At 72.1% G+C, this 26748-nt stretch carries 24 protein-coding genes; 5 read left to right on the top strand and 19 right to left on the bottom strand.

What is annotated here, in order from left to right; all coding sequences use genetic code 11:
• Nucleotides 1-45: 45 nt before the first annotated feature.
• Nucleotides 46-603 carry a hypothetical protein gene (locus ACIQ7M_RS34110; RefSeq protein WP_355767078.1) on the top strand — a complete coding sequence of 186 codons (558 nt, stop codon included), beginning with the start codon at nt 46-48 and terminating at the stop codon, nt 601-603.
• Nucleotides 604-617: 14 nt separating this feature from the next.
• On the opposite strand, the gene ACIQ7M_RS34115 is transcribed toward ACIQ7M_RS34110, so the two are convergent.
• From ACIQ7M_RS34115 to ACIQ7M_RS34165, 11 genes are all read right to left on the bottom strand, one after another.
• Entirely contained in the window at nt 618-1784 is a 1167-nt protein-coding gene (locus ACIQ7M_RS34115) for a zeta toxin family protein (protein ID WP_403651481.1), read from the bottom strand.
• The gene (locus ACIQ7M_RS34120) at nt 1781-2092 is read right to left on the bottom strand and encodes a hypothetical protein (RefSeq protein ID WP_403651483.1); all 312 of its coding nucleotides are present in this window, start codon (nt 2090-2092) and stop codon (nt 1781-1783) included. The genes ACIQ7M_RS34115 and ACIQ7M_RS34120 overlap by 4 nt, the downstream gene beginning before the upstream one ends.
• 18 nt (nt 2093-2110) lie before the next feature.
• Nucleotides 2111-2563, bottom strand: a complete 453-nt coding sequence (locus ACIQ7M_RS34125; RefSeq protein ID WP_403651485.1) for a DUF4913 domain-containing protein — start codon at nt 2561-2563, stop codon at nt 2111-2113.
• 151 nt (nt 2564-2714) lie between these two features.
• Entirely contained in the window at nt 2715-4472 is a 1758-nt protein-coding gene (locus ACIQ7M_RS34130) for a TraM recognition domain-containing protein (RefSeq protein ID WP_403651487.1), read from the bottom strand.
• A gap of 226 nt (nt 4473-4698) precedes the next feature.
• Entirely contained in the window at nt 4699-6201 is a 1503-nt protein-coding gene (locus ACIQ7M_RS34135; protein WP_403651489.1) for an ATP/GTP-binding protein, read from the bottom strand.
• The gene (locus ACIQ7M_RS34140) at nt 6198-7691 is read right to left on the bottom strand and encodes an SCO6880 family protein (protein ID WP_355767095.1); all 1494 of its coding nucleotides are present in this window, start codon (nt 7689-7691) and stop codon (nt 6198-6200) included. The genes ACIQ7M_RS34135 and ACIQ7M_RS34140 overlap by 4 nt, the downstream gene beginning before the upstream one ends.
• A gap of 154 nt (nt 7692-7845) precedes the next feature.
• Nucleotides 7846-8991: a hypothetical protein gene (locus ACIQ7M_RS34145; RefSeq protein ID WP_355767098.1), complete on the bottom strand. Its 1146-nt coding sequence runs from the start codon at nt 8989-8991 to the stop codon at nt 7846-7848.
• A gap of 1 nt (nt 8992) precedes the next feature.
• A complete protein-coding gene (locus ACIQ7M_RS34150; protein ID WP_403651492.1) occupies nt 8993-9763 on the bottom strand; it encodes a hypothetical protein in 771 nt (256 codons plus the stop codon).
• 39 nt (nt 9764-9802) lie between these two features.
• Nucleotides 9803-10102, bottom strand: coding sequence for a hypothetical protein (locus ACIQ7M_RS34155; protein ID WP_328554028.1), 300 nt, complete (start codon nt 10100-10102; stop codon nt 9803-9805).
• Between the two features lie 581 nt (nt 10103-10683).
• Nucleotides 10684-10941, bottom strand: coding sequence for a hypothetical protein (locus tag ACIQ7M_RS34160; protein ID WP_386985944.1), 258 nt, complete (start codon nt 10939-10941; stop codon nt 10684-10686).
• Nucleotides 10938-11543, bottom strand: coding sequence for a hypothetical protein (locus ACIQ7M_RS34165; RefSeq protein ID WP_403651584.1), 606 nt, complete (start codon nt 11541-11543; stop codon nt 10938-10940). The genes ACIQ7M_RS34160 and ACIQ7M_RS34165 overlap by 4 nt, the downstream gene beginning before the upstream one ends.
• 205 nt (nt 11544-11748) lie before the next feature.
• Between ACIQ7M_RS34165 and ACIQ7M_RS34170 the strand changes: the two genes are divergently transcribed.
• The 3 genes from ACIQ7M_RS34170 to ACIQ7M_RS34180 are packed head-to-tail and all read left to right on the top strand — an operon-like array spanning nt 11749 to nt 15988.
• A complete protein-coding gene (locus tag ACIQ7M_RS34170) occupies nt 11749-12783 on the top strand; it encodes a peptidoglycan DD-metalloendopeptidase family protein (protein ID WP_355767110.1) in 1035 nt (344 codons plus the stop codon).
• A 14-nt stretch (nt 12784-12797) separates the two neighbouring features.
• Entirely contained in the window at nt 12798-13565 is a 768-nt protein-coding gene (locus ACIQ7M_RS34175) for a hypothetical protein (RefSeq protein ID WP_403651495.1), read from the top strand.
• 8 nt (nt 13566-13573) lie between these two features.
• Entirely contained in the window at nt 13574-15988 is a 2415-nt protein-coding gene (locus tag ACIQ7M_RS34180; protein WP_403651497.1) for a hypothetical protein, read from the top strand.
• 66 nt (nt 15989-16054) lie between these two features.
• Here the strand turns inward: ACIQ7M_RS34180 and ACIQ7M_RS34185 are convergent, their stop codons facing one another.
• The 3 genes from ACIQ7M_RS34185 to ACIQ7M_RS34195 form a co-directional block, all read right to left on the bottom strand.
• The gene (locus tag ACIQ7M_RS34185; RefSeq protein ID WP_403651499.1) at nt 16055-16525 is read right to left on the bottom strand and encodes a VOC family protein; all 471 of its coding nucleotides are present in this window, start codon (nt 16523-16525) and stop codon (nt 16055-16057) included.
• Nucleotides 16526-16809: 284 nt separating this feature from the next.
• Nucleotides 16810-17865 (bottom strand): EamA family transporter RarD, encoded by a 1056-nt coding sequence (gene rarD, locus ACIQ7M_RS34190; RefSeq protein ID WP_403651501.1) that lies wholly within the window; start codon nt 17863-17865, stop codon nt 16810-16812.
• Between the two features lie 264 nt (nt 17866-18129).
• On the bottom strand, nt 18130-18984 hold the full coding sequence (locus ACIQ7M_RS34195; RefSeq protein WP_403651502.1) for an SDR family oxidoreductase: 855 nt from the start codon (nt 18982-18984) through the stop codon (nt 18130-18132).
• Nucleotides 18985-19113: 129 nt separating this feature from the next.
• On the opposite strand from ACIQ7M_RS34195, the gene ACIQ7M_RS34200 reads away from it, so the two are divergent.
• Nucleotides 19114-19530, top strand: a complete 417-nt coding sequence (locus ACIQ7M_RS34200; protein WP_355767127.1) for a helix-turn-helix domain-containing protein — start codon at nt 19114-19116, stop codon at nt 19528-19530.
• 43 nt (nt 19531-19573) lie between these two features.
• On the opposite strand, the gene ACIQ7M_RS34205 is transcribed toward ACIQ7M_RS34200, so the two are convergent.
• From ACIQ7M_RS34205 to ACIQ7M_RS34225, 5 genes are all read right to left on the bottom strand, one after another.
• Nucleotides 19574-20653 carry a 2-oxoacid:ferredoxin oxidoreductase subunit beta gene (locus ACIQ7M_RS34205; protein WP_355767130.1) on the bottom strand — a complete coding sequence of 360 codons (1080 nt, stop codon included), beginning with the start codon at nt 20651-20653 and terminating at the stop codon, nt 19574-19576.
• A complete protein-coding gene (locus ACIQ7M_RS34210) occupies nt 20646-22589 on the bottom strand; it encodes a 2-oxoacid:acceptor oxidoreductase subunit alpha (protein WP_403651503.1) in 1944 nt (647 codons plus the stop codon). The genes ACIQ7M_RS34205 and ACIQ7M_RS34210 overlap by 8 nt, the downstream gene beginning before the upstream one ends.
• A 236-nt stretch (nt 22590-22825) precedes the next feature.
• The gene (locus tag ACIQ7M_RS34215) at nt 22826-23485 is read right to left on the bottom strand and encodes a response regulator transcription factor (RefSeq protein ID WP_276313648.1); all 660 of its coding nucleotides are present in this window, start codon (nt 23483-23485) and stop codon (nt 22826-22828) included.
• A gap of 271 nt (nt 23486-23756) precedes the next feature.
• Entirely contained in the window at nt 23757-25112 is a 1356-nt protein-coding gene (locus tag ACIQ7M_RS34220) for a sensor histidine kinase (protein WP_403651505.1), read from the bottom strand.
• 273 nt (nt 25113-25385) lie between these two features.
• The gene (locus ACIQ7M_RS34225; RefSeq protein ID WP_355760741.1) at nt 25386-26585 is read right to left on the bottom strand and encodes a sensor domain-containing protein; all 1200 of its coding nucleotides are present in this window, start codon (nt 26583-26585) and stop codon (nt 25386-25388) included.
• Nucleotides 26586-26748 lie beyond the last annotated feature (163 nt).

Raw genomic sequence — 26748 nt, forward strand, 5'->3', positions numbered from 1 at the left:
GGCACTTTCCCCCTTGAACGGCCTCGTGGCACGTAAGATCTTGGCATGCTGATCGCCCGTTCGACGCAGGAAGCACACCTCTACATGGACCTGCACGCGTGCGCGTGCGGGGCGGAGAGCTTCGAGCGCGAGCACCGTCTGGACGAGCGTGACGGTGTCCTGGTCGCGGTGTACGAGGGCGTCTGCCCCCCATGCGGCCGCGCCCGCTCCTTCGCGTTCCGGCTCGCCGACGAACTCCCGCCCGCACCACCGGCGTTCGGCGGGCCCGAGCCCTCGCGGATCATCGACCCGGGGGAGTTCCTGTGGGTCAGCGACCAGGTGGCCACGGACACGGGGCTGCGGTTGCTGCACACCCCGTCCGCCGAGCGGCACGTGCAGCGCGAGGGTTCCGCGTTCGCGCTCGCGGCGGTCGAGGAAGTCCTCAAGTTCCTTCCACAGGGCGCCGACAGCGTCCCCGAGGAGCTGTTCACCTCGGAGCGCGGCCGCGAGCTGTACGACAGGACCCCGCACCGCTTCGGGCGGGCCGCACTCCTCGAGAACATCGCCCGCAAGCGCCGCATCCTGGAGAGCATCGACCCCGTGGGCCCGCACCAGAACACGTAAGCCCTGCCCACCGCTCACGGCGTCCGCGGTGGCCGGGGCGCCGGGCGCGGGACGGCCGCGGCGGCCGGAGCCGACGGCGTGCCCCCGGTCACCGGGGAGGCGCTCCCGCCACCGGACCGCAGGCGTGCCGCCGTGGCGACCCGAACCGTGGCATCCCCCGCACCACCCGACCCCGACACCGCGCCCCCCGGCCCCGGCATCGCACCACCTGCGACACCCGCCCCCGACACCACCCCCGCCGAGGAACCAAGCCCCGACACCGGGGCCGGCCCCGTCCCCCGCCCGGCGGGGAACACCCCCCGATCCGAGGTGATCAGCGCGGTGGCCAGCCCTTCCTCGACCAGCTTCTCCGCGTTCTCGCGGCCGACGGAGAACCCCCGCCCCGACGTGCTCCGCGCGTACAGGTCCTCGATCATGACCTCGGGGGCCATGCGCCCGCCGTACGGGTCGCGGCCCGCGTCGAACGCGGTGCGGCCGTGCTGCCAGCGGCCGGCGTTCTGGGCGAGGCACTGCTCGACGGGGACCTCGACCGACAGCAGGACGCGCCGGTCGTAGCCGTCGGCGCGCAGATCGCCGAGCAGCTTCTCGTTCCAGCGCTGGTCGCGCAGCGTCGCGTCGTAGAGGAGGTTGTAGCCCTCGGAGCGGGCCCACCGCTCGAAGACCTCCTGGAGGAAGGCCGATTCGCGGTGGGTGAGCGAGGCCGTCTCGGACGGTGCTACCGGCCGCCCGTCGGACAACACATGCGCGGCGGGCGGCAGATGGGGCGATCCGCCGTGCTCGAAGATCGCCACCTTGAACTGGTCCGGGTCCAGGACCACGTAGTCGCGTACGTCGATGCCGTGCGCCCGCCGCAGCGCGTGCCCGAGTTCGTCGTCGCGCCCCTGCCACTCGTCGAGCCCGCGCAGCGCGCCGCCCTTCCCGGCACCGGGCGCCCCGGCGGTGAGCAGGGCGGCATGGCCGTCGCGCGGCAGGCCGGTGCAGCGCGCGGCGAACTCCTCCAGGATCGCGGAGTGCATCCGCTCGCGGTCCGGCGTCCACAGCGCGCCGCGCCGGAAGCGGGCGAACGTGTCCGCGTCGCCCGGCGCGAGATCGCCGCCCGGTGACATCCGGTTCTGCAATTCCCGGTACAGCGCGCGGTATTCGGGTCTGAGCCCCGCCTCCGGCCGCTCGCTCGTGGTCATGGCCGCCGCTCGGGCCCGTCGGCCCGGCCGTCCGGCCGGCTGTCGATCCTGTGCTGGATCTCCTCCACGTCCTCGCGGGTCACCTGCCCGAGCAGCCGTGCCGCGGCGAGCACGGACAGCGTGTTGTCCTGGTGGGTCGGCTCGGGATGTCCCTCGTCCAGGCCCTCCTCGGTCTCGAAGGGCCAGCCGGCGACGGTCGCGATCATCTGCTCGCGTTCCACGAATCCGGCGGCGTAGAGCCCCAGATAGGCGCGCAGGGAAGGGGTCGAGTCGGCCGCGGACGTGTCTTGTGCGGGAGTGTCGTTCATGGGCGGAGTATTCCTCGCTCACCAGAGACTGGTCTCGTACGGATCCGGGTCGGACCGATGGGAGGACGCGGCGACGGCGTCCTCGTACGGCTCGACCGCGGGTGGCGTCTTAGGACGGTGACTTCCGCCCTTGCAGCCCGCGAACGGGCCGCTGGGGGAACGCAGTTCGGACAGTACGGCGCCGAGATGGTCCCGGTGCCAGACGGCGGGGCCCGACGCGCCCGCCGCCGGGTCGGTGTGCTCCTGCCAGGCCAGCCACAGCCCGTGCAGTCGGGCGACCGCCTCCGGGTGTTCCCACCAGCGGGGACACCAGGGCTGTTGCGAGGTGACCTCGCGGCCGTAGACGGGAAGCAGCAGGTCGCTCACCCAGAGGGCCAGTCGGCTCATCTCCCCGGCGTACTCGGGACCGTCGAGGAAGAGGATGAACGGCGGTGCGTCGGGGGCCTGTTGCTCGGCCGCGTCGGTCGTCATCGAGAAGGCTTCCTTTCAGCGGACGGCACAGGGCCACGGCCGCGTCGGACCGCTTCGGCGGCGGATTGCACCGGACGCCGGGCGCCCCGGGCCGTTTCGGCGGCGGACTTCACCGGGCTTGGGCCTCCCCGGGCCGCGGAGGGCGCGGATGTCATCGGTAGGTGATCCTCTCGGCCGCGCGGGCGGTGATGGCCTTCACCTCGGCCTGGGCGGACGCCGCGATGCGGTCGGCGCCCGGTTCCGCGTACCAGGGGCGGAGCCGGACCAGGGCGGGCCTGATGCCGGTGGCCAGGAGCAGGGCGGTGCCCTTGGGCAGCGCGCGGATGCGGTCGGCGGGCAGGATGCGTTCCAGGCGGTACGACGTCGACCGGGACCGTCCGTCCTTGCTCCTGGACCAGCTCACCGTCGACACGTCGTGCTCGCCGACCAGCCGGGAGATCTTCTCCACGAAGTCGGCGTCGTCCAGGCCCGCGCCGAGCAGCTTGATGGTCGCGGCCGACCAGAGCGCGTCCATGCCCGCCTCGCCCCAGACCCGTGCGCCCTGCCGGTAACTCTGGAGCAGAGTCACGATGTTGATGCCGCGGGAGCCGAAGTGGGAGTACAGGTCTGGGAGATCGGCGATCCGGCAGACGTTGGCCGCCTCGTCGAGGACCGCCGTCATCGGCGGTTCGAGGCGTCCGCCCATCCGTTCGGCGGCGACGACTCCCGCGCGCAGCACGGAGTCGGCGGCCGCGGCGATGACCCCGGCCGCCGAACCACCGCCGTCCTTGGAGAGCAGATAGAGCGTGTCGGCGGACAGCACATGGCGGTCGGGGAAGAACTGCGGCAGCGCGGGATCCGGGGTCACCCACGCGGAGATCGCGGGGTCGAGCAGGCAGGCCACGCACTGGCGGCTGGTCTCGTAGATGCCGTCCCGGGTCTCCACCGCGCCCTGCACGGTGCCCTGCAACTGGTCGGCGAGCGCCGTCATCCCGGCGTCGCGCAGCAGGTCGACCGGGGTGCGGTCGGCCGGGTCGGCCAGCCAGGCGAGGACCTCGCCGATCGGCCTGCAGCCGCGCTGGGCCGCGTGGAAGAGGGCGGTGAGGGTGTTCTGGGCGGCCGAGATCCAGAAGTCGCGACGGGAGGCGTCGTCGTTGACCGCGCCGACGAAGTGTCCGGCCAGCCGGCGGGCGCCCTCGATCGTGGCCGCTTCGGCGAGCATGTCCCACCACAGGCCGCGCGGGGTGTGGGCGATGCCCTGGGGGTCGAACGTCCAGACCCGGCCGACCCGTTCGCGTTCCGCCAGCGTCACGCTGTACACGTCCGCCTTGTTGGACGTCAGCAGCACACTGCCGCGGGCCCGCAGGACGCGCGGGACCGCGATGCCGGTGGACTTGCCCGCGCGGGGCGCCATCAGATCGAGCTCGACGTCCTCGTGACTGGAGCGCAGTTCCGGGCCGCGGGGTTCGAGGTTGCCGATCAGGTTCCCGGTGTCGTCCGGGGTGACCTTGCTGAGCTTGGCCAGGACCGGGCGCAGCTCGCGGGCCCGCCGGGCGGCGCCCTTGGGCAGGAGGGCGGCCAGTTCCTTGCGGCCCGCGAGGCCGGTGGGCGCGGTGAGTCGGCGTCGTACGAGCGTGATCAGGACGGTGATCGCCGCCACGACCGTGCCGAACACCGTGGCCATGCCCGCGGTGAGCGCGGTCGGTGAGGCGGTCGGCCACAGGGGGCCGGGGCCCTCCTTCGCCAGGGTCGAGAGGGTGGACAGGGCGAAGGGGGGCGGGTGCCAGCCGGCGCCGGTCACCGCCGCGCCCAGGGTTCCGCCCAGCCAGGCGCCGAGGAACATCGTGCCGATGAGGAACGCGGCTCCCGGCACGATCCAGGGGAGGAGGTCCTCTCCGGCCCCGGGTCCCGTCCTGCGTGTGCTGCTCATCTCTGCTCCCCCCGTTGGATGTCTCTCGCCCCCGCCGCCCCTACCCGTCCCATCCCGGGGCGGTGCCCCCGGACCCCCCGCCGCGCTCCGCACGGGTCCTCAAACGCCGGACGGGCTGGAATGTCCCCGCGGCCTTCAAGCCTGGGGCGGGCTGGAATGTCCCTCGGCCTCAAGCCCCGGACGGGCTGAAACGCGTCCCGGACGGGTTGGAATGTCCCCTCGACCTTCAAGTTCCGGACGGGCCGGCGGCCTTTTGCAGGGACGTCTTGCCCGCTTCCGACCAGCGGGTGTTCGTGTTGTGCAGGGCACGCTCGGTGTCGGTGATGGAGACCTTGATCGGGATGCCGGGACGGCCGCCCACCTTGATCAGGAAGCGTCCGCGTCCGGGCGGCTCCTCGTTGCCGCCGGTGCTCGCCCAGCCGGGCGGGGACGACCAGGAGGACACGAGCTCGATCTCGCGCTCGGACATGCCCACGATCTCGCCCAGCTCCCGCATCTCCGAGCGCGGCAGCCCGGCGCAGACGACCATGCCCGCCCGCTCCACGAAACCCCGTGCCTTCGCGCGGTCGGCCTCGCTGCCGAGCGCCTCGGCGTCCTTCAGGGTGTGGGTGATCTTCGCGTCGCCGAGGCCGAGCGAACGGTTCAGCCGGGTCAGCGCGTCGATCCGCTCCACGATGCCGGAGGCGGCCCGCAGCGGACGCCACAACTCGTCGAGGACGGTGAAGAACCAGCGCTGCGGGGCGAGTCCGGCGTCCGCGAGGGCGTGCGCGGCGGCCACCGTGCCGAGCCCGTCCGACCAGGCCGCCAGCATCGCCGCGGCCGTGAGCTGGGTGTCCGCCTCACCGATGCGGGAGATGTCCACGCAGACGGCGGGCGACGCCGGGTTGATCCGGGTGGACGTCTCGGTCGCGAAGGTGTCGCCGAGCGGGCCGTCGAGCACGCCGAGGAGCGAACGGTGCAGCGGGTCCACGGCCTCCTGGTAGCGGGCCACGTTCCCGCGGTCCAGCGTCACCGCGCGGACCCGGTCGGGACCCTCGTCCAGCACCTTCAGCAGATCCGGCAGGAGCGGCGGCCGCCCCGGCTTCGTACGCTCCGCGAGATGGTGCAGACACGCGGACAGCACCGACTGCTCGTGGTCGTCCATCGGACGCCCGCGCACGATGGTGATCAGCGCCGCGACCATGTTCAGCACCCGGCCGTGCGCCTCCGCGGCCAGGATCCGGCCGCGTTCGCCGCCGATCCGGGCCGCCGCCTCGCCCATCGCGCCCGGGTCGAGGACGTTGATGCCACCGACCCCGCGCCCGATGGAGATCACCTGGCCGCCGAGCGCCCGTACGGTGTCGGCGTAGTCGGGCTTCAGGTCGCCGAGGACCAGGGGCGTGATGCCCGTCGCGGACATGCCGATCAGCATGCGGTTGACCAGGGTCGACTTGCCGAGGCCCGGCATGCCCAGCATGAAGAGCGACGGGTTGGAGATGTAACGGGCCCGGGTGAACCAGGAGATGGGGTCGCCGCACACCGTCGCCCCGGTGTGCAGATGCTGCCCGAGCGGGACCCCGGTCATCGGCGCGCCGGAGCCGGCCGCGAACGGCCACAGCCCGCACGCCTGCACGGTGGTCGCGCGCCACAGCGCGGGCGGGTCGACGTGCCCGACCTGGCCGCCCGCGGGGCCGTACCAGCCGCGCGGCGGCGCGGTGACCGGGTTCCCCTGCGTCTGCTGCCTGCTCACAGTGCCTCCCGGATCTGGTACGGAACGAGGGTGTGCTCCCACGGGAGCAGGCCGACCGGCAGCGTGCAGGTGAAGGCGGCGGCCTGCATCCGGTCCGCGGGGCGCATCAGGATGCGGGACGAGGCCTGGAGGTTGCGCACGGTGATGCCCGCGTCCTGCAACTGCTCCTCGTCGTCCACGGTGACCGTCATCATCAGCGAGAACTCCACGAGCCCCGCGCCCGCCGCCTCCTCGGCCGCGGTCTGCTCGGCGGCCTGCATCTCCGAACTGGCCCGCGCCTGGACGAGACCGCGCTTCGAGCCCGCCATGAAGTGCGCGGTGCGCCGGTCGGACTCGACGATGCGGGCCGAGGTCGCCGGGTCGATGGGCCGGTAGATCAGGGAGACCCGCTTGCGCCGGGTGCCCGGAGCCGGTTCGAGGAGCCCGCGCAGCACGCTGGAACGGACCGTGCCGCGCGGCGCGAGCGTCAGCATCCAGGTGCGCGAGACCCCCGAGTCGTGCTTGTACGAGGTGACGGTCTCCACGGCCGCGGCCGGGCCCGCGTCGCCCCACTCCACGCCCGTCGTGGCGTGCTCGGCGCGGGCGCTGAGCACATCGGGGGCGATGGCGGGGTCGTACGCCACCCGGACGATCTCGGCGAGCCGGTCGGCCGGCAGTGGGTAGGCGCTGCCGCCGCCCGCCGCGACCAGGCCGGACAGCAGTCCGGGCAGCCGCATCGACAGATCGGTGACGATGTCGTCCGTGCCGCGCTTGGGGCCGCCCGTCGGGCCGTAGGTCAGGGCGATGTACGTGTGCATCTCGGAGGACGCCGACGGATAGCGCTCGACGACCTCCTCCATCACGGCGCGCGCGGCGGCCGGCGCGTCCGGGGAGATCCGGGGGAGCACCTCGGCCGCGAGCCGGGTCCCTGTGTCCGGTGCGGTCTCCACGACCACCTGGGCGCCGCGCAGGCCGGGTTCGTGCGAGAGCCGCGCGAGCCAGTCGCCCCAGGAGGCCACCCAGATGTCGACCTGGGAGGGGTCGACGAGCGAGCCGCCGTCCGGTTCGCAGGCCAGCACCACCGTGTAGAGGCCGCGTCCCGGGTGGTGCAGCACGCCGAAGGAGCGGTTGTAGGCGTCGCGGCCCTCGTGCATCCGGGTGCGCGCGAGCAGTCCGGGCGGCTGGTAGCGGCCGCCGGGGCGCTTGGACAGCGGCCCGGAGAGGTAGGTGTGCGAGCCGGCCGACTTGCGCCGCGCCCAGCCGACGCGGATGGCGAGGACCTGGTAGACGTTGCGGCCGTCGACCGTGCGCAGCGCCAGCGGGGCGAGGAAGAGACTCACCGGTACGAGGACGACGATCGCGGCGGTCAGCGAGACCAGCGAAGCCAGCAGCGCCACCAGCAGTCCGCCGAAGGCGACGACGGTGCCGAGCAGACCCAGCGGACCGAGTCCGGGACGGCGGGGCCTGCGCCAGTTCCCGTAGGTGGGACGCGTCATGGCGTCGGTGGACATGGGGTTCCTTCTTCCGGCTCGAAGCGCTGGATACGTGACGGGGGTGGAGTTCCGGGGCGGTGGCCGGCCCGGTGACGGCGGCCCGCGCGCCGCCCCGGAACTCGCTGAGCGCTGTGGCTCCTGAGGCTTCTGTGGCTCCTCGGCCTCGGGGCCGCTATTGGTTGTGGCCCTTCATCCCGTCGTTGTCGTTCAGGGAGTTGGCCACCTCACTGGCCGCCGCGACACCGGTCTGCACGGCGACCGCCGCGGCCTGTACGGCGAGGGTCGCGCCTCCCGTGGCAGCGCCCGCCGCGGCCGCGCCGCCCGCCGCCGCAGCGCCACCCGCGCCTCCGGCCGCACCCGCGCCACCGCTCGCCGGAGCTCCGGCGCCCGCGGACGGCGAGCCCTGCGGCCCGGCGGCGCCCCCGCCGCCTCCACCGGCACCGCCCGCGGCGATGCTGACGGCTCCGGTGGCGACGTTGTTGACCGCGTTCAGCGTGACCGTGCCGCCCGAGGTGCCGCCCAGGGCCGCGGTCGCCGGGACGATCAGCTTGAGCAGGGCCGGCAGGGCGAACACCGCCATGATCAGCATGCCCAGACCGGCGATGGTCTGGTCGAGGTTCTTGGTGTCCTTGGTCATCGAGGTGGCCGAGTAGATGATGAGCGCGGCCGCCGGTTTGTACAGCAGCCAGGCGGCGAGCCAGCCGACGTGCTTCTTCCACCAGCCCTCGCCCCACCCGGTCATCGAGGAGACGGCGGCCAGCGGCAGGGTGCCGACCAGCATGATCAGGACGCCGATGCGGATGTACATCAGACAGATCTGCACGAAGCTCGACAGCATCACCAGCAGGCCGAAGATGAGGATGAGGCCCGGCTGGTCGAGGGTCAGCACACCGAGCATCGTCGACGCCTGGTCGCCGAGGTCGGACTTCGCGTACACGTCCTGCGCGTACAGGTCGGAGGCCCTGGTGAGCGCCTGGACCACCGGGACGGCGACCGCGCCGACGAGGATGACCTTCCACATCCCCATGAACGCCTGCTTCATGGGCTGGCCCTTGCGCTCCAGTGCCATGTGGATCGCCGCGACCAGCAGCGAGGCCACCGCCACGTAGCCGACGAGCCAGTCGACCTCCGCGTCGATCTTGGCGATGGGCCCGGAGGCGTCCCCCACGTCCACGTGCATCCACACGCCGTTGAGCGCCTTGAGCACGGCCGCGGTCGCGTCGCCGATCGCCTTGGCGAAGGCCACCACGGCACTGTCGGTGAGCTGCGTGCCGACCTCGTCGATCACACAGTCGTACACCCGCCAGGAACACGACATCTCACACCTCCCAGGTGACGAAGCCCTTGGTGCCGCTGATCTGCGACATGCCCGAATAGACCGTCCCGTCGGTGTCGGGCGAGAGTTTCCAGTCGCCGTCCAGCCAGCGCAGCGTCACCGAGGCGGTGCCGTAGGCGTTCTTGCCGGGGACCCGCACGACGAACATCACGGTCGACTTCTCCTTGTCGTACGACAGGACGGTGAAGCCGGCGTAGCCGCCCCCGTCGGGCGCTCCCGAGGTCGGCTTGTCGCCCGCGGCGGTACGGCTCGCGACGAGCGCGTCGCGGCCCGCGCCGGGGACGACCTGCCGGTCGACGACCTGCCGCCAGCCCGGGTAGCTCAGGTGGTCGGTGATGGCGTGGGCGGCCATGACGGAGCCCATCGGCGTGTGGGCGAAGCAGGACCAGACCGGTCCGTCGAACGTGAGCGGGCCCGCCGTCCTCGAGACCGGCACCAGGCCGGTCCCGTCGGCCTTCCACGTGAAGTCCTTCGGGGCCCGGGCGGGCTTGGCCTGGTCGCCGTCGTCGGTGCGGCAGCCGTCGGGGCGGGTGTCCGGCCGGCCGCCGCGGTCCCGGTCCGGGCCGGCGGACGGGGTGGGCCTCTCGCCGCCCGATGCGTTCGCCGGCGTCCCGTCGCCTCCGCCGAGCATCGTGAAGACGGCGAGCACGAGCAGCACCAGCAGGAATCCGGCCGACAGGACCCAGCTTCGTTGCTGCCAGAACGGCTGTTCCCACTCTCCGCTGCCCCCTTGGGGCCGACCGGAGTTCAGCATGGTTGCGCTCCCTTCGCTCAGGCTCTGACGGAGCGTCGGTCAGGCGAAGACGAACGTGACGACGGGGCCCGCGGTGGCCACCAGGACACAGCCGCCGAGCACCATGCCGAGGCGGCCCATGTGCTCCGAGCCCTCGCCGCGGCGCATCGAGATCGCCATCATGGCGCCGGTGATGAGCACACCCGCGACGCCTGCCGCGGTGCCGGCCCAGGCGAGGATGCCGAGGACGGTGTCGACCTTGCCGGTCAGCGCGCCCGGCGCGTCACGGTTGGGGTCGGGGATCTTGCCGTCCGCCAGGTAGACGTACTGGTGGGCCTGGGCTGCTATCGCCTTGAACATGGTTTCTCCCCGATATGGCCGGCTGCTCGCGTCTCCGTCCGGGACGGACGCGGAACTCGCCGGATCTGAGCGGCACTTGCTCGGTACGAGCGGTACGTGCTTGCCGAGAGCGGTACTTGGGGGCGATGAAGATCCGTGGGACGCCCCGTGTTTCCCGGTGCACAGTGAGCTTGGCGACTCCTGTGGGCCGGGGCCAAGCGATGTGGGAGACCAGCACCTGTCGGTGACGTGTCCGTGACAGACGGGAAGAGACCGTCATGAAAGACGAGGTGGGAGGCGCGGAAAAGAGCTGAGGCACCATCAGGGGTGATGGTGCCTCGAGAGATCCCCACGACGCGGGGCGCGGCGGATGCCCTCCGCGGGACGACGGGTGACGGGTCGCGTCCGAAACGGGTGCCGGGCGGCGGGTGGCATCCGATGGTGCCGTCCGACGCGCGGCGGGTGGCATCCGGCGGTGCCGTCCGACGGGCGGCGGGTCGGACGGATGGTGCCGTCCGACGGGTGTCGCGTGGCATCCGATGCTGCCGTCCGACGGGCGACGCGTGGCATCCGATGCTGCCGTCCGACGGGCGACGCGTGGCTCAGAGTACGAAGCCGACGATGGGTCCAGCCGTGGCGCCGATGACGCAGGCGCCCAGCACCATCAGGAACTGATTCAAGTGCTCCTCGAACTCACCGGACTTGACGGCCAGCGCCATCCGGGAGCCCACCATCATCAGGCCCGCCACACCGGCGGCGGTGACGAGCCAGGCGATGATGCCGAGGACGTAGTCGAGCTGGCCGGTGACCTTCGCGTCGACGGCCAGCGGGGTGGCGGCGAGGGTGTACAGGGCGGTCATGGCGCGGTCCTTCCCGTCAGGCGGGCCAGGGCGGCGGCCTCGCGCGGCAGCGGCCCGGTGAGGTCGCCGGTGCGCCAGGCGGGCATCCACGGCACCCGGTAGACGTCGATGACCGAGTTGATCACCTTGATGCGCTGGGTGAGCTGGCGCGGCAGCCGGCCGGGCGCGTCCGCGACCAGGACGATGGCGTCGAGATCGAGTCCCGGCGGCGCGTCGCCCCGGCGGAAGATGTCGAGGGTGTGCGACACGGCGTCCAGACCGGCCGCGTGCGTACGCCCGACGAGCAGGACCGAGGCCGGCTCGCCCCGGTCGGGGCGGGGCCAGTCACGGCCCGCGTCGTGGCCGCCGAAGACGGTGGCGAGCGTCGAGGACCCGGCTCCGCCGTGCGTGGCGATCCAGGCGAACTGCCGTACCCGCACAACGGGTTGGTGTTCCTCCTCGTACCGCTGCGGCGCCCGTTCCGGCTCCTCGACCGCCCCGCGTATCCATATCTCCGGCCCGTCCGGGCCGTGTTGCTCGGTGCCGCGCGGCACCGAGCCGTCTCTCCCGCGCAACCGCACTCCCTCGCTCCCGCGCACGGCGGGACTCTCGTTCGCCCGCATCGCCACCCCCTCGATCCCCTGCATGGGTGCCCTCTCCTCGTCCTCTTCGTCGGTGCGACCGATCCTCCCGGCGTCCGGGCGGGTTGGGTAACGGGGCGTGAGTTCCTGGGACGAGCCTGTGACGCCGTGGTGACGCGGGAATCGGGTGGGAACCGAGAGACTCGACTGCATGTACACGACCGGAACATGAGGCTGAGGGGGGCCGATGTCCAACGGGGGCGGATCCACCATGACCTGGGTGGTCGGCGGCTGCCTGGCCGTCGTGATCATGCCGGTGGTCATGATGGTCGCGGTGAGCGGGGCATCGAGCGAGGAGGATCCGGGCTCGGGCGGGGGCGGGGGGCTGAAGGACGGTGCCGTGCCCGCGAGTTACGTTCCGTGGGTGCTCAAGGCGGGTGCCATGTGCGAGGTCATCAAGCCGGCGGTCATCGCCGCGCAGATCGAGGCCGAGTCGGGCTGGAACCCCAACGCCCGCTCTCCGGTGGGCGCCGAGGGGCTGTCGCAGTTCATGCCGGGGACCTGGCCGAACTGGGGCAAGGACGACGACGGCAACGGCCGGGCCTCGCCGTTCGATCCCGGTGACGCCATCATGGCGCAGGGCCGTTACGACTGCGCCCTCGCCAAGACGGTCGAGGGCTACAAGAACCGCGGCGAGGCGAGCGGCGAGACCCTCGACCTCGCGCTCGCGGCGTACAACGCGGGACCCGGCGCGGTGCACCAGTACCACGGCATGCCCCCGTACACCGAGACCCGGAACTACGTCGCCCGCATCAAGTCCCTGATACCCAAGTACGAATCGGTGGACGATCCGCCGGGCACGATCCCCGCCGGGCAGCAGATGGCGATGCCGCTCTCCGGCAACCCGCGGGTGACCTCGCCGTTCGGCATGCGCATGCATCCGATCCTGCACGTCTACAAGCTGCACACCGGCATCGACTTCGGTGCCGCGGCCGGTACGCCGTTCAAGGCGGCCCGGGACGGCACGGTCACCTTCGCGGGCTGGTCCAACGGGTACGGCAACCGCGTGGTCATCTCGCACGGGACCATCGACGGCGCCCGCATCTCGACGACGTACAACCACATGCGGAGCCTCAGCGTGCAGGTCGGGCAGCACGTCCAGGTCGGCCAGAAGGTCGGCGAGGTGGGCTCCACCGGCTACTCGACGGGGCCGCACGCGCACTTCGAGGTCCAGCGGAACGGCACGTACGTGGATCCGGCACCCTGGCTGGGGTTGAAGTGAGGAGGGAGGCGAGGATGAGGACGACACGGACGGGTACAGCGGTCCGCACCGGGACGCGCGGGAACGTCGCCGCGCTGACGGTCGTGTCCGTGGCCGGGATCCTGGCGTTGACGGGCTGTGGCCTGCGGGACCATCGTGAAGACGTGGGTGTGCCGGGTTCGTCGCCCTCCTCGGTGCCTTCCGTGGCACCGAAGGCGTCGCTCCCGCCGGGCAGGCCGCTGGGCACGGACGCACACGTGCCGAGCCCGTCGGGTGTCGACGGGACGGACGCGACGGAAGTATCGGAGGCGTGGGCGGAGGTGGCGTACGGCTATGACACGAAGTACGACTACGGTCCCCACGACGCCATACTGCGCTCCGCCCGCTGGTTCACCCCGGCCAAGGCCGCGGCGGAGCGGTCGTACCACCCGGCCAGTGGGGCGGGTGCCGAGTGGAACACCTGGGCCGGCCACCGGGCCTGGACCACGGTGAAGGTGACCCCGGACGACGACGCCGACGGTCCCGCCGACACGGCCGTCCTGGCCTACCGCGCCCTCTACGTGGAGGGCACGGCCCGGGGCCGCGACGGCTGGACGGGTACGGGCCCGCGCGCGAACGTCTACCTCAAGCTCACCCGGGCGGGTGGCGGCCGTCCCTGGCGCGTCGCCGAGGTGACGACCGTGGAAGCGGCCGATCCGCCTCCCCTGCCTTCACCTTCCGAGCCCGCGGCCTCGCCCTCGACGTCGATGTCGCCCTCGGCCTCGATGATGTTCTCGAACCCGTCCTCGACCACCCCTTCGTGAGGGAACCGATGTCTCGACTCAGCCGCGAACAGAAGCGGGAACTCAAGCGGCAGCGCTCGACGGCCGGTGCCGGGGGGCAGCCGACCGCGGGGATGACGCCGATCGAGGTGCACGTGCCGGCGTCCGCGGACGCGGCCGGGGCGCCGGGCGCTGCGGGTATGCCGGGTGCCGCGGGTGCCCCGGGTGTGCCAGGTGCTGCGGGTATGCCGGGGTCGGCGGGGGTGCGGGGCTGTGCCACGGTCGGCGGGATGCCGGTCGTGGCCGCGCCCGGCGAGACGGTCCAGGGCGCGATCCTGAACTACCTCCACCGCCTCGCCCTCGCCACCGGCCACCCGGTGCTGGCCAGCATCCACGACGAACGCATCGGCTTCGTCGTACCGCTCCAGGTCCACGTCGACGGCTCCAGCCGCTACACGGCGGAGCCGGTCCGCGTGGCACCCCCGGCCCACCCCCACCCCGAGAGGCGCCCGAACCTCCCGGCCCAGGCACAGCACCCGCGGCCGCCGGCCCCGGAACAGCGTTTCCAGGCTCATGCTCCGGAGCAGCGTTTCCAGGCTCCGGCTCAGGAACGCCACTCGCAGCCTCCGGCGCAGGTACGACGCCCGCAGTCGCCGGTTCCGGAGTACCGCCCGGAGCCCCGGACCCCGGAACAGCCCCCGCAGCCCCAGGCTCCGGAGCAGCGTCCGCAGGCGCCGGCTCAGGAGCGCCCGCGCTTCGGAGACGAGGAGCGCCGGCAGGCCCCGGCCCCCGAGCGCCCGGCGCATCCGGCCGGCGATGTTCCGCAAGCGCCGGTCCAGGGAGTGCCGCAGCCTCCGGCTCCGCGGCGTCCGGAGGTGCCGGCTCCGCCGATTCCGTCCGCTCCGGTGCCCACCGAGGCGCCGGCCGCTCCGCGCCGGGACAAGGCGACGTACGTTCTGCGTGCGGTGCCGGAACCGGACGTTCGACCGATCCCGGGATCGGAGAGCGGGACACCGCCGACCCCGGCGACGACGCCCGAGGCGGCGCCCGCGCCCGCCCTGGCGTACCCGCCCACGGCACCGCCCGTGCCCGAGCCGCAGGTCGGCGCGGGGTTCGTGCCGGAGTCGCGGCCTGTGCCGGTGCGCAGGTCGGAGCCGGCGGTGACGGCGGAGTTCGTGCGGCAGCCGGTGCCCGAGCCGCAGGCCGGCCCGGGGTTTGCTCCGGAGTCGGGGTCCGTGCCCGAGCCGCAGGCCCGCCCGGCGTTCGCTCCGGAGTCTCAGCCTGTGCCGGTGCGCAGGTCGGAGCCGGCGGTGACGGCGGAGTTCGTGCGGCAGCCGGTGCCCGAGCCGCAGGCCCGCCCGGAGCTCGCTCCGGAGTCGCGGCCCGCGCCGGTGCGCAGGTCGGAGCCGGCGGTGACCGCCGAGTTCGTTCCGCAGCCGCAGCCGCAGCCGCAGCCGCAGTCCTTGCCGCAGGCGCCCCCGGTGCCCGCTCCCGACCCTGTGGATTCCGGCAGGGGCGCCGGTGCGGGGGCCGGTCCGGCGGGCGGGGGCGATGTCGCTCCCGCCGCGGGCCCCGGCCCGGTGCGCGCGGCCGAGTCCGGCGTGCCCGGTACTCCCACGCCGTCCACCTTCGTCCTGCGGGCGGTAACGGAACCGAGGCCGTTGCCCGGGGCCGCGTCGACGCGTGTTCTGCGGGCGGTGCCGGAGTCGGCGGCCGCCGAGGTGCCCGCGCCGACGGGGGAGGTCGGCCCGGCCCCGGTGACCGGTTCCGCTCCGGAGCCGGAGCGCGCCCCCGAGCCCAAGGCGGCCGCCCCGGAGCGGAAGCGCGCCTCCGCGGCGGAGGCACTGGCGCTGCTGGGCCCGGACCCGGAACCGGATCCCAAGCCCACTCCCGCCCGCGGCTTCGACGCCGTGGCCGAGGCGGTGCTCGCCCCGAGCCCTCAGGGGCCGGCTCCGGAACAGGACGCCGCGGCGGCGTTCCTCGCCGAGCCCGTCGCGCGGATCAACGAGGCCGTGAAGATGGGCCGTATCGAGGCCGCCGCGGGGATGGCCGAGCAGGCCGTCGCGGAGGCGGCGCGGTCGCTGGGCCAGGAACACCCCGAGGTACTGAAGCTGCGCGAGCTGACCGCGTACATCGCCTACCTGGCCGGTGACGCGCTCAGGTCGTTCCATCTGTCGCTGGATCTCGCGAGGGTCCGCCGGCGCCACCGGGACGCGGGCGGTGCCTACGGCAACGTCCAGAGCGCGGCGGCGGCGTGGCGCGCCGTCCGCGACCCCCTCCAGGGACTGCACCTCGGGCGGGACCTGATCGGACTGTGGACCGAGCTCGCGGCCGACGACGGTCCCGCCGCCGACGACCTCGAACAACTCGAATCGGCCCGCACCCGCATGATCCGCCTCGCGGAGCGCGCCCGCCTCGCGGCGGACAACCCGTACGCCCGGACGCCCCGAGCACACGGCGAGTGAGGAGTGGGGCGGGCCGGGGGCGGGTGTCCTGGCCCGCCCGGCGCCTGGCCCGCCCGGCGGCCGAACTCAGTGGACGCAGAACTCGTTCCCCTCGGGGTCCGTCATCACGACCCACTCGCCCGCGGGTTCCTTCACCTCGCGCAGCACGTCGGCGCCCAGCGACGTCAGACGCTCGACCTCGTCGGCGCGCAGTCCCTCGCCGGGGTGCAGGTCGAGGTGGAGCCGGTTCTTCTGCGTCTTGGGCTCGGGCACCCGCTGGAAGAGCAGGCGCCGCCCGAGGCCGGTGCCGCGTTCCTCGTCGTACGGGTCCTCGGGATGCCGTACGGCGATGAGGTCCCGGAAGGCCGGGCGGCCGTGGAAGTCGACGGTGGCGTCGGCCGGCAGGGCACCGAGGCTCAGCAACTGCTCGATGAGGGCGCTGTTGTCCTCGACCGTGTAATTGAGCGCGGCGGACCAGAAGTCGGCCTGCGCGTGCGGATCGGCGGCGTCGATGACGAGCTTCCAGTGGACGGGTGCGGGTGCGGGATTCGGCGTCATGAACCCACTCATAGTGGCTGCCGGGCCACACGGGCAAGGTCACTCGCCGGACGGCCAAGGTCAGCCGCCGGACTGGCAAGGTCAGCCACCGGCCCGCCCTCATGCCGTACGAGCCCCGCCCGCCGGCATGTCGTACGAGCCAGGCCTGCCCTCACTCCGTACGAGCCCCGCCCGCCGGCATGTCGTACGAGCCGGGCGCACCCTCACTCCCTACGAGCCGGGCCCGCCCTCACCTCGTACGGGGAAAGTCCCTCCGGCTCACCCCCGGCGCGACCGACCGTTCCTCACGAGGTGCCGCGTGAACCCGTCCCACCGGCGGAGCCGACGGCACCGGCGGCGACCCCCGCGGCCTCCGTCGCGGTACCCGCGGCGACGGCGGCGACGGCGGTGACCTCGGCGGACGGTCCCGTGACCTCCGTCGCGAGGGCCGATTCCCGCAGCGCCCGCGCCCCCCGCCGCGCGTTCCGCAGCGCGTCGAACGTCAGGAGCGACAGGGCGAGCCACACCAGCGCGAACCCGGCCCACCGCTCGGCCGGCATGGCCTCGTGGAAGTAGAAGATGCCGAGCAGGAACTGGAACACGGGCGCCATGTACTGGAGCAGGCCCAGGGTGGACAGCGGCACGCGGATCGCGGCGGCGCCGAAACAGATCAGGGGGATCGCGGTGACCACACCGGTCGCCGCGAGCAGCGCACCGTGCCCCGCCCCCTGCGCGGCGAACGTCGCGTCGCCCCGCGAGCCCAGCCACACCAGATAGGCGAGCGCCGGCAGGAACTGGATCGCGGTCTCGGCGGCGAGCGACTCCAGGCCGCCGAGGTTGACCTTCTTCTTCACCAAGCCGTACGTGGCGAAAGAGAAGGCGAGGCAGAGGGAGATCCACGGCGGGCGGCCGTAGCCGATCGTCAGGACGAGGACGGCCGCGGCGCCGACACCCACGGCGGTCCACTGCACCGGCCGCAGCCGTTCCTTGAGGAGCAGCACGCCCATCGCGATGGTGACCAGGGGGTTGATGAAGTAGCCGAGCGAGGCCTCGACCACGTGCCCGGAGTTGACCGCCCAGATGTAGACGCCCCAGTTGACGGTGATGACCGCCGCCGCGACCGTGATCAGCGCGAGCTTGCGCGGCTGCCGCAGCAGCTCGCCCGCCCAGGCCCAGCGGCGCATCACCAGCAGCAGGACCCCGACCACCCCGAGGGACCACACCATCCGGTGGGCGAGGATCTCGACGGCTCCGGCGGGCTTCAGCAGCGGCCAGAAGAGGGGGACGAGCCCCCACATCCCGTATGCCGCGAAGCCGTTCAGCAGACCTATGCGCTGCTCACCTCTCGACTTCCCGGCCACCGGCGTCTCCTTCTCCCACGGTCTCGGACGTCTGTCGCGTCCCGTGCCCCGGAGCTCCCGTGCGGTCGGGGAGCTTCCGTGCAGCATGAAAGAAGGTAGCGCCGCGGACCCTCGCCTGTCATGCCCGTATCGCCATACGGTCATGACAGGCGAGGTCCGCGGGACGGGCACCCGGCACCCGCGAGGTCCGAAGCCCCAAAAGGCCGCCCAGCGCCCGCCCGCCCCTCGGGCACCCGGCTCTCGCCCAGCGCCCGTCCCCTCGGCTCAGCCCTTCAGTGCCGCCGCCACCGCCTCGGCGATCGGCGTGGTCGGGCCGCCCGTGAGCCGGGACAGGTCGCCGGAGGTGACGGCGAGCTCGCCCTTCTCGATGGAGACGTCGACGCCCGCGAGGATCCCGGCGAAGACCTCGGGCAGCCCGGCGCCGGTCAGGATCGAGGTGAAGGCCTCGGGGGAGACGGAGTTGTAGACGATCTCCTTGCCGGTCTGCCGGCTCAGCTCGGCGGCGTACTCGGCGAAGCCCCACGCCTCGTCGCCGCTCAGCTCGTAGGTCTTGTTCTCGTGCCCCTCGCCGGTCAGCACCGCGACCGCGGCGGCCGCGTAGTCGGCGCGCGCGGCGGAGGCGATCCGGCCCTCGCCGGCGGCCTGGACGACGGCGTCGTGCGCGAGCACCGGGGCGAGGTTCTCGGTGTAGTTCTCGTGGTACCAGCCGTTGCGCAGCAGCGTGTAGGGCGCTCCGGAGGCGAGCAGGACGTCCTCGGTGGCGCGGTGGTCGTCGGCCAGCGCGGCCGTCAGGCTGCCGGGGGCGCTGGTGTAGGCGAGCAACGACACTCCGGCGGCCGCGGCCGCGTCGATGACGACCCGGTGCTGCCCGACACGGCCCTTGTCGAACTCGTTGCCCGAGATCAGCAGCACCTTGTCACCGGCCGCGAACAGGCCGTCGAAGGTCTCGGGGGTGTTGTAGTCGGCGACCGCGAGCCGCACACCGCGGGCCGCGAGGTCGGCGGCCTTGGACTCGTCCCGCACGACGGCGGTGATCTCCTCGGCGGGGAGCTTCTCCAGCAACTGCTCGACCACGTGACGGCCGAGGTGTCCGGTGGCTCCGGTGACGACGATGCTCATGGCGTACATCTCCTTGTGGGGTGCGGATGTCACTCACCCTAGGAGCTGCACTAACTGTTGGAAAGTACCCACCTTGAAGTAAGGTGCCCACCTCTGGGTAAGGTACCCACCTGTGAGTAAGGTGTTGGCATGGCCGTAAGCAGCGTGAAGGCAGCGGACGGGTACGACGCCGACGAGGCGATGTGCCCCTACCGCCTGGTCCTGGAACACGTCACCAGCCGCTGGGGCGTCCTCGTCCTGATCGAGCTCCTGGAGCGTTCGTACCGCTTCAGCGAGCTGCGCCGGGCGATCGGCAGGGTCGGGAAGGGCGTCAGCGAGAAGATGCTCACCCAGACCCTCCAGACCCTGGAGCGCGACGGGCTCGTCCACCGCGACGCCAAGCCGGTCATCCCGCCGCGCGTCGACTACTCCCTGACCGACCTGGGCCGCGAGGCCGCCGAGCAGGTGCGGTCGCTGGCACTGTGGACCAGTGAGCGCATGGCCGACGTCGAGCGGGCCCGCGGCGCGTACGACGAGGCCCGGGGACGCGGGCCCCGGGCCTCGTAGAACCGCCTGCGGACGGGTTCGGCGGAACCGCCCGCGGAAGGGTTCAGCCGACGACCGTCCAGGTGTCGCCGCCGGCGAGGAGCGCGGCGAGGTCGCCCTTGCCGTTCTGCTCGATGGCGGCGTCGAGCTGGTCGGCCATCTGGGTGTCGTAGACCGGCCGGTCGACCGAGCGGAACACCCCGATGGGGGTGTGGTGCAGGGTGTCGGGGTCGGCGAGCCGGGACAGCGCGAACGCGGTGGTCGGCGACGTGGTGTGCGCGTCGTGGACCAGGACGTCGGCCTCGTTCTCCGGGGTCACGGTGACGACCTGGAGGTCACCGGTGCGCGGGTCGCGGACCACGCCGCGGGAGCCGTCGGCGCCGAAGCGGATGGGCCGGCCGTGCTCCAGGCGGATCACCGCCTCCTCCGCGGACTGTCTGTCCTTGAGGACCTCGAAAGCGCCGTCGTTGAAGATGTTGCAGTTCTGGTAGATCTCCACCAGCGCGGTGCCGGGGTGGGCGGCGGCCTGGCGCAGCACGTCGGTGAGGTGCTTGCGGTCGGAGTCGACGGTGCGGGCCACGAAGGAGGCCTCCGCGCCGATCGCCAGCGACACCGGGTTGAAGGGGGCGTCCAGGGAGCCCATCGGCGTCGACTTGGTGATCTTGCCGACCTCGGAGGTCGGGGAGTACTGGCCCTTGGTGAGCCCGTAGATCCGGTTGTTGAAGAGGAGGATCTTCAGGTTCACGTTGCGGCGCAGGGCGTGGATCAGGTGGTTGCCGCCGATGGACAGGGCGTCGCCGTCGCCGGTGACCACCCATACGGACAGGTCGCGGCGCGAGGAGGCGAGGCCGGTCGCGATGGCGGGCGCGCGGCCGTGGATGGAGTGCATCCCGTAGGTGTTCATGTAGTACGGGAAGCGGGACGAGCAGCCGATGCCCGAGACGAAGACGATGTTCTCCTTCGCCAGGCCGAGTTCGGGCATGAAGCCCTGGACGGCGGCGAGGATCGCGTAGTCACCGCAGCCGGGGCACCAGCGCACTTCCTGATCGGACTTGAAGTCCTTCATGGACTGCCTGGCGTCGGCCTTGGGGACCAGGGAAAGCGCCTCGATCGTGCCCGGGCCTTCCGTTGACGTGTCAGCCATCGATGGCCTCCTTGAGAGCTGTGGCGAGCTGCTCAGCCTTGAAGGGCATGCCGTTGACCTGGTTGTACGAGTGCGCGTCCACCAGATACCTGGCCCGCACGAGGGTGGCGAGCTGGCCGAGGTTCATCTCGGGGATCACCACCTTGTCGTAACGCCCGAGCACCGCGCCCAGATTCCGCGGGAAGGGATTGAGGTGGCGCAGATGCGCCTGCGCGATGTGCTCCCCGGCGGTACGCAGCCGGCGGACCGCCGCGGTGATCGGCCCGTACGTCGAACCCCAGCCCAGGACAAGGGTGGTGGCCGCCGTGTCGGTGCCCGCGGTGGGGTCGTCGACCTCGAGGTCCGGGACGTCGATGCCGTCGATCTTGGCCTGCCGGGTGCGGACCATGAAGTCGTGGTTGGCGGGGTCGTACGAGATGTTGCCCCTGCCGTCCTGCTTCTCGATGCCGCCGATACGGTGTTCGAGTCCGGGAGTCCCGGGGACGGCCCAGGGGCGGGCGAGGGTTCCGGGGTCGCGCTTGTACGGCCAGAAGACCTCGGTGCCGTCGTCCAGCGTGTGGTTCGGTCCCTGGGCGAACTGCACGCGCAGGTCCGGGAGTTCGTCGGTCTCCGGGATGCGCCACGGCTCGGAGCCGTTGGCCAGATAGCCGTCCGACAGCAACAGGACGGGCGTCCGGTACGTCAGCGCGATCCGGGCCGCCTCCATCGCCGCGTCGAAGCAGTCGGCCGGCGTCCGCGGCGCGACGATCGGCACCGGGGCCTCGCCGTTGCGCCCGTACATCGCCTGGAGCAGGTCGGCCTGCTCGGTCTTGGTCGGCAGGCCGGTCGAGGGGCCGCCGCGCTGGATGTCGATGACGAGCAGGGGCAGTTCGAGGGAGACGGCGAGTCCGATCGTCTCCGACTTCAGCGCCACACCGGGACCGGATGTCGTCGTCACGGCGAGCGAGCCGCCGAACGCCGCGCCCAGCGCCGCGCCGATGCCCGCGATCTCGTCCTCGGCCTGGAAGGTGCGTACTCCGAAGTTCTTGTGCTTGCTCAGCTCATGGAGGATGTCGGAGGCCGGGGTGATGGGATAGGAGCCCAGGTACAGCGGCAGATCGGCCTGCTGGGAGGCGGCGACCAGGCCGTACGACAGGGCGAGGTTCCCGGAGATGTTCCGGTAGGTGCCGGTCGGGAAGGCCTTCGACGCCGGCGCGACCTCGTAGGAGACCGCGAAGTCCTCGGTCGTCTCGCCGAAGTTCCAGCCGGCCCGGAACGCGGCGAGGTTGGCGGCCGCGATGTCGGGCTTCTTGGCGAACTTCGTCCGCAGGAACTTCTCGGTGCCCTCGGTCGGCCGGTGGTACATCCACGACAACAGACCCAGCGCGAACATGTTCTTGGAGCGCTCGGCCTCCTTGCGGGAGAGCTCGAAGTCCTTCAGCGCCTCGACGGTCATCGTCGTGAGCGGGACGGGGTGGACGTTGTAGCCGTCCAGCGAGCCGTCCTCCAGCGGGCTGGTCGCGTAGCCGACCTTCTGCATCGCCCGTTTGGTGAACTCGTCCGTGTTGACGATGATCTCGGCTCCGCGCGGCACGTCGGCGATGTTCGCCTTCAGGGCCGCCGGGTTCATGGCCACGAGGACATTGGGCGCGTCGCCCGGCGTGAGGATGTCGTGGTCGGCGAAATGCAGTTGAAACGACGAAACGCCCGGCAGTGTGCCTGCGGGCGCGCGGATCTCGGCGGGGAAGTTCGGCAGGGTCGAGAGGTCGTTGCCGAAGGAGGCAGTCTCCGAGGTGAAGCGATCGCCGGTGAGTTGCATACCGTCACCGGAGTCCCCCGCGAACCGGATGATGACCCGGTCGAGCCGGCGGACGTCCTTCGTCCCCGGCGGTTTGCGCTGTTCTCCTACGACGGCTTCGTCGGCCTGTTCCGTTGGGCTGCTGACCTTGCTCGTCACTGAACTGGACCTCCTTTGAGGCGGCTGTCCGGGAGTGGCCTTCCCGCAGACCCTTCCTTTTTCAACCCTACGTCGGTAAGGGTCGCCTTCCTTAGGCCATTCGCATGATGGACGCCGTTATGAGACGCCCTGACATGCTGATGTGTCACGATTTTTCCCGCCCCTGGCCCCTTCCTCGAATGACGTTCCCCGCTCGCCCTTTGGTTCCGCTCGACAACTGACAGACTGTCAGGTCGTCATGAGTTCAGGTATGTGAGGACGGCCAGAACACGCCGATGATCCCCGTCACTTTGTGACAAGCCGAGCTTCTGGAAGATATTGCTGACGTGCTTCTCGACGGCGCCGTCGCTGACCACGAGCTGGCGGGCGACGGCGGAGTTCGTCCGGCCCTCGGCCATGAGCCCGAGCACCTCGCGTTCCCTCGGCGTCAGTCCGGCCAGCACGTCCTGCTTGCGACTGCGGCCCAGCAGTTGCGCCACGACCTCCGGGTCGAGCGCGGTACCTCCCTGGGCCACCCGCACCACCGCGTCCACGAACTCGCGCACCTCGGCGACCCGGTCCTTGAGCAGATAGCCGACGCCACGGCTCGAACCGGCCAGCAGTTCGGTGGCGTACCGCTCCTCCACGTACTGTGACAGTACGAGCACACCGAGTCCCGGATGCGCCTTGCGGAGCTGCACGGCCGCCCGCACGCCTTCGTCGGTGTGCGTCGGCGGCATCCGTACGTCCGCGACGACGACGTCCGGCAGCGCGTCCTGCGCCGCGAACTCGGTGATGGTCTTGATCAGCGCGTCGCCGTCACCGACCCCTGCCACGACATCATGCCCGCGGTCGGTCAGCAACCGGGTCAGGCCCTCCCTGAGCAGCACTGAATCCTCGGCGATGACGACCCGCACCCTGTCCTCCACGATTACTCGGCCCCCCAGAGCCCGCCCCCGGCCGCCCCCGGCTCCAGCCGGGTTCGTGCCCGCTCGTACGACAGACCCCAGCATTCCAGCATTCGGACCCGGATGCGCCCGGGCGACGATAAGAGGGGCGACCGCTACCCCGGTGGGGTACACGCATCACGCCGTACCCCGGTGGGGTACACGGTGTTTCGCCGACCCCGCGGCGCGCGGGGGCCCCGGTGGAGTGCACCGGGGCCCCCGCGCGCCTGCCTGAGGAGTCTCAGCCCCGCCAGGGCAGCTCCGCCGTGACCCGGGTGGGACCGGCCGGCGGCGAGTCCACCACCAGGATCCCGTCCACCGCGTCGAGCCGTTCCGTGAGCCCGGCCAGGCCCGACCCCTCGTTGACGTCGGCCCCGCCGACCCCGTCGTCGCCGACCTGGATCATCAGCCGGTTCTCCACCCGCCACACGTCCACGGTCGCCCGCGTCGCCCGCGCGTGCTTGCTGATGTTCTGGAGCAGCTCGGAGACGGTGAAGTAGGCGATCCCCTCGATCGCGGGTGCCGGCCGCGCTGCCAGATCCACTTCCACCCGCACCGGCACCGTGCACCGCGAGGCCACCGCGGAGAGCGCGGCGTCGAGCCCGCGGTCGGTCAGCACCGCCGGATGGATCCCGCGTGCGAGATCCCGCAGCTCCTGCAACGCCGTCTTGACCTCGCCGTGCGCCTCGTCCACCATCCGCGCCGCGGCTTCCGGGTCCTCGGTCAGCTTCTCCTTGGCGAGCCCCAGGTCCATCGCCAGGGCGACGAGCCGGGCCTGCGCCCCGTCGTGCAGATCGCGCTCGATGCGGCGCAGATCGGCAGCGGCCGTGTCGACCACGACACCGCGGTCGGACTCCAGCTCCACCACGCGCGTGGCCAGCCGCGAGGGGCCGAGCAGTCCGCGCACCATCACCCGGTCCACGGTCGTCAGCGCCCGCACGATCCACGGCGTGGCCATCGTGAAGAGCGCGCCCACCAGCGCGGTCACCGTGATCTCGAACGGGTTGTCCAGATAGATCGAGTGCGTGCTGTCGCCGTACAACTGGAGCCCGTCCTGACCGCCGTACATCGGGAAGACCCAGAACCACAGCGGATACGTCAGCAGCGCCCAGCCGTACACCCAGAAGTTCACCGCGACGACGAACGAGAACACCGACCACGGGAACTGCACCACCGCGTACAGCAGGTGCCGCCACGACGTGCCGCTCTTGAGCACGGCGCCCATCCACGCCATCGCCCCGTGCTTCTTCATCCGCAGCGGCTCGGGCTCGGCCACCTCGACGCCGAGCAGCCCGCGCGCCCGCGCCCGCTCCAGCGAGCCGAGGCCGCGGCAGCCGGCCAGCGCGGCGGCGAGCACCGGAACGCCCAGGAAGGTGATCAGCAGACCCGCGCCGAGCGAGACCATCGTCACGGTGAACGTGAACATGAGGATCCCGAGCGGCAGGCCCAGCAGCACATAGCCGAACTCACGCCACGTGCGGGCCTCGAACGGCGCCCGCAGCGGGGCCGGAAGACGGTGCCGTGCCCCGGCGGCGCCCGCCTCGTCGGACCGGGACCCGCCGCGGTGCCCGTATCCGTGTCCGTACTCCGTGGCCATCGGTCCGTCCGTTCTCTCGTCTCGTCCTGCGCCTCGGCCTGCTCCGCGAGCCGGCTGCTTCCTCTTCTTCCAGCGTGCCGCTCGGGAGGCCCATGGGACATGCGGCGGATCGGCGTCTTGAACGGGGGGTTTTCCCTACCCCGGCGATCCCGCCTGCCGAAGATCTCCATCGAGTGAACCCTCGGCTCGTCCGGACGGTCACCCGACGGGCTCGTTCCGGTGGTCACCGGACAAGCTCGTTCCGATGATTGCCGGACGGGCTCGTTCCGGTGGTTACCGGACGGGCTCGTTCTGGCGGTCCCGCCATGGCAGTTCGGCCGTGATGACCGTCGGGCCGCCCACCGGCGAATCGACGACGAACAGCCCGTCCACCGCGCCGAGCCGGTCCGCGAGCCCCGCCATGCCCGTACCGCCGTCGACACCGGCCCCGCCGCGGCCGTCGTCCCGGACCTGGATGAGCAGACGGTCGTCCGTCCGCCAGACGTCCACCGACGCGGACCTCGCCCCACTGTGCTTGCTGACGTTCTGGAGCAGCTCGGAGACCGTGAAGTACGCGATGCCCTCGATGGCGGCGGCCGGCCGCGTCTCCAGTTCGGTGCTCACCTTCACGGGCACGGTGCACCGCGAGGCGATCGCGGACAGGGCGGCGTCCAGACCCCGGTCGGTGAGGACCGCCGGATGGATGCCACGGGCCAGATCACGCAGTTCCTGAAGGGCGAGCTTCACCTCGCCGTGCGCCTCGTCCACCATCGACGCCGCGGCGTCGGGGTCCTCCAGGAGCTTCTCCTTCGCCAGGCCGAGCCCCATCGCCAGGTTGACGAGCCGGGCCTGCGCCCCGTCGTGCAGATCGCGCTCGATACGGCGCAGATCGGCGGCGGCCGTGTCGACCACCACCCCGCGGTCCGACTCCAGTTCGGCGATGCGCCGCTCCAACTCGTCGGAGGGCGACAGCAGGCCGCGCACCATCGCCCGGTCCACGTTCGTCAGCCCGCGCGCGATGAACGGCAGCACCGGCCACAGCACGAAAAGCGACACCAGCGTCACCGTGAAGGTGGCGATGCCCCAGGGCAGCCGTATCAAGTCGTACAGCACCGCCCGCCAGCCCACCGGGTCCTTCAGGCTCGACCACAGCCAGCCGAAGAAGCCGGTCCGGCGCACCGGCAACGGGCTCGGCTCGTCGATCCGCAGCCCCAGCAGCCGCCGCGCCCGCGCCCGCTCCAGCTTGCCCAGTTGCCGCGAACCCCGCAGTCCGGCCGCGAGCAGCGGCAGTCCGACGACGGTCACGGCGAGCCCCGCGCCCGTGGCGAGCATCGTCACCACGTACACGAACCCGATGATCGAGGCCGGCAGGTTCACCAGGAGATGGGAGATCTCCCGCCAGGTCCCCGGGTCCAGCGCGAGACGTACGGCGGGCGGCCGGTCGCCGTCGGACGGCGCGTCCGACGGATCGGCTGGTGTGATGCGTTCGGTCATATCCGCTAGCCTGCCCGGCGGCGCGCCGCCGCGCCATGAGGTGGGCTGCCGCGATGCACTGGGGATAACCCCACCCCCAGGAGGAACGTGTTCACACCGTGAGACGTGAACACGTCAGCGGCGGCCGAGGGATGGTCGAGGCGTGACGGGCTGCTTACGCTCT

This window comes from Streptomyces sp. NPDC096324, assembly GCF_044763015.1.
Taxonomy (GTDB): domain Bacteria; phylum Actinomycetota; class Actinomycetes; order Streptomycetales; family Streptomycetaceae; genus Streptomyces.

Coding starts and splice junctions, on each gene's coding strand:
- ACIQ7M_RS34160 (WP_386985944.1), bottom strand. CDS start 10,941: ATGACCGCCCTGTACACCCTCGCCGCCACCCCGCTGGCCGTCGACGCG.
- ACIQ7M_RS34185 (WP_403651499.1), bottom strand. CDS start 16,525: ATGACGCCGAATCCCGCACCCGCACCCGTCCACTGGAAGCTCGTCATC.
- ACIQ7M_RS34175 (WP_403651495.1), top strand. CDS start 12,798: ATGAGGACGACACGGACGGGTACAGCGGTCCGCACCGGGACGCGCGGG.
- ACIQ7M_RS34205 (WP_355767130.1), bottom strand. CDS start 20,653: ATGGCTGACACGTCAACGGAAGGCCCGGGCACGATCGAGGCGCTTTCC.
- ACIQ7M_RS34155 (WP_328554028.1), bottom strand. CDS start 10,102: ATGTTCAAGGCGATAGCAGCCCAGGCCCACCAGTACGTCTACCTGGCG.
- ACIQ7M_RS34225 (WP_355760741.1), bottom strand. CDS start 26,585: ATGACCGAACGCATCACACCAGCCGATCCGTCGGACGCGCCGTCCGAC.
- ACIQ7M_RS34195 (WP_403651502.1), bottom strand. CDS start 18,984: ATGAGCATCGTCGTCACCGGAGCCACCGGACACCTCGGCCGTCACGTG.
- ACIQ7M_RS34165 (WP_403651584.1), bottom strand. CDS start 11,543: ATGCGGGCGAACGAGAGTCCCGCCGTGCGCGGGAGCGAGGGAGTGCGG.
- ACIQ7M_RS34180 (WP_403651497.1), top strand. CDS start 13,574: ATGTCTCGACTCAGCCGCGAACAGAAGCGGGAACTCAAGCGGCAGCGC.
- ACIQ7M_RS34115 (WP_403651481.1), bottom strand. CDS start 1,784: ATGACCACGAGCGAGCGGCCGGAGGCGGGGCTCAGACCCGAATACCGC.
- ACIQ7M_RS34130 (WP_403651487.1), bottom strand. CDS start 4,472: ATGAGCAGCACACGCAGGACGGGACCCGGGGCCGGAGAGGACCTCCTC.
- ACIQ7M_RS34120 (WP_403651483.1), bottom strand. CDS start 2,092: ATGAACGACACTCCCGCACAAGACACGTCCGCGGCCGACTCGACCCCT.
- ACIQ7M_RS34145 (WP_355767098.1), bottom strand. CDS start 8,991: ATGTCGTGTTCCTGGCGGGTGTACGACTGTGTGATCGACGAGGTCGGC.
- ACIQ7M_RS34110 (WP_355767078.1), top strand. CDS start 46: ATGCTGATCGCCCGTTCGACGCAGGAAGCACACCTCTACATGGACCTG.
- ACIQ7M_RS34150 (WP_403651492.1), bottom strand. CDS start 9,763: ATGCTGAACTCCGGTCGGCCCCAAGGGGGCAGCGGAGAGTGGGAACAG.
- ACIQ7M_RS34220 (WP_403651505.1), bottom strand. CDS start 25,112: ATGGCCACGGAGTACGGACACGGATACGGGCACCGCGGCGGGTCCCGG.
- ACIQ7M_RS34200 (WP_355767127.1), top strand. CDS start 19,114: ATGGCCGTAAGCAGCGTGAAGGCAGCGGACGGGTACGACGCCGACGAG.
- ACIQ7M_RS34140 (WP_355767095.1), bottom strand. CDS start 7,691: ATGTCCACCGACGCCATGACGCGTCCCACCTACGGGAACTGGCGCAGG.
- ACIQ7M_RS34170 (WP_355767110.1), top strand. CDS start 11,749: ATGTCCAACGGGGGCGGATCCACCATGACCTGGGTGGTCGGCGGCTGC.
- ACIQ7M_RS34125 (WP_403651485.1), bottom strand. CDS start 2,563: ATGACGACCGACGCGGCCGAGCAACAGGCCCCCGACGCACCGCCGTTC.